1 protein-coding gene and 1 pseudogene are annotated in these 1,342 nt (G+C 73.0%); both read left to right on the forward strand.

What is annotated here, in order from left to right:
• Nucleotides 1-270: pseudogene (locus tag AB0J09_RS64870) on the forward strand (hypothetical protein); the annotation flags it as partial.
• Between the two features lie 73 nt (nt 271-343).
• Nucleotides 344-1,342, forward strand: a 999-nt coding sequence (locus AB0J09_RS64875; RefSeq protein ID WP_360714465.1) for a lipid II flippase MurJ, incomplete at its 3' end; no start/stop codon positions are given.

Genomic DNA, 1,342 nt, shown 5'->3' on the forward strand with positions numbered 1-1,342 from the left:
GCCGTGCCGCTCGGCGCCGCCGCGGCGCTGCTGCCCGAGGACCTCGGCGAACGCGCCATGCTCGGCGACGCCGGCGCCAACGCCCTGGGCGCCCTGCTCGGGCTCGCCGCCGTCAGCAAGCTGGGCAAGCCGGGCCGGTACGCCCTGCTGGGCACCGTCGTGGCGCTGACCGCCGCCGCGGAGAAGGTCAGCTTCACCAAGGTCATCGCGGGCAACCCCGTGCTCAACCGCCTCGACATGCTCGGCCGCCGTCCCGCCGACCCTGTGTGAGACCGCGTTTGTCGGTACGGCCTGCCAGGATGTTCTGCGTCAGCGGGGTCGAGAGCGGGGCTGGGGAGGCCGGGTGTCTGTGGTGACGGCGCGGGGGGTCGCGGGCGGCGCGATGCTCATCGGGGCCATCACCGTGCTGGCGCGCATCGCGGGCTTCGCCAAGCAGTACGCCTTCGCGCAGACGGTGGGGACCAACTGCCTTGCCACGGCCTACATGACGGCCAACCAGATTCCCAACATCATCTTCGAGGTGGTCGTCGGCGGGGCTCTGGCGGGGATGGTCGTCCCGGTGCTCGCGGGGGCGGCCGCCCGGGCGCCGGGGGCGTTCGCTCCGGACGAGGGCGACATCGGCCACCATTCAGCCGCCGGTGAGCGGGTCGGGTGGATCAGTTCTGCGTTGCTGACCTGGGTGGTCGTCGTCCTCGTGCCGTTGGGGGCGCTCACCGCCCTCTTCGCCGGCCCGATCATCGGGCTGTTCTTCGGCACGGCCATCGACGGGTGCGAGGATGCCGGGGCCGTGACGGCGGTCGCCGCCCGGATGCTGGTCGTCTTCGCGCCCCAGATCCCCCTGTACGGCGTCGCCGTCGTGCTCTACGGCGTGCTGCAGGCGCACAAGCGCTTCGCCGGGCCCGCGGTCGCGCCGCTGGTGTCCAGCATCGTCGTCATCGTGGCCTATCTCCTGTTCGTGCCGCTCAGCGGTGGGGTGACCGACCCTGCCACGGTGCCTGGGCCGGCCGAGCTGGCGCTGTCGGCAGGCACGAGCCTGGGGGTGCTGTCGCTGGTGCTGGCCGTGGTCAGGCCCACGGCCCGGCTGGGGTTGCGGTGGCGGCCGACCTTGAGGTTCCCCGACGGGGTGGCCGCCCAGGTGCGCAGGCTGGCCCTGGCCGGGATCTCCGCGCTGCTCGCCCAGCAGGCCGCCATGATCGTGGTGGTGCTGCTGTCGAACCACGCGATCGGCAGCGGAGCCATCGCCGTCTACAACTACGCGTGGGCGATCTACCTGGTGCCGTACGCGGTGCTGGCCGTGCCCATCGCCACCAGCGCGTTTCCCCGGCTGGCCGCGCAGGCCGGC

Source organism: Nonomuraea sp. NPDC049784, assembly GCF_040659615.1.
Taxonomy (GTDB): domain Bacteria; phylum Actinomycetota; class Actinomycetes; order Streptosporangiales; family Streptosporangiaceae; genus Nonomuraea.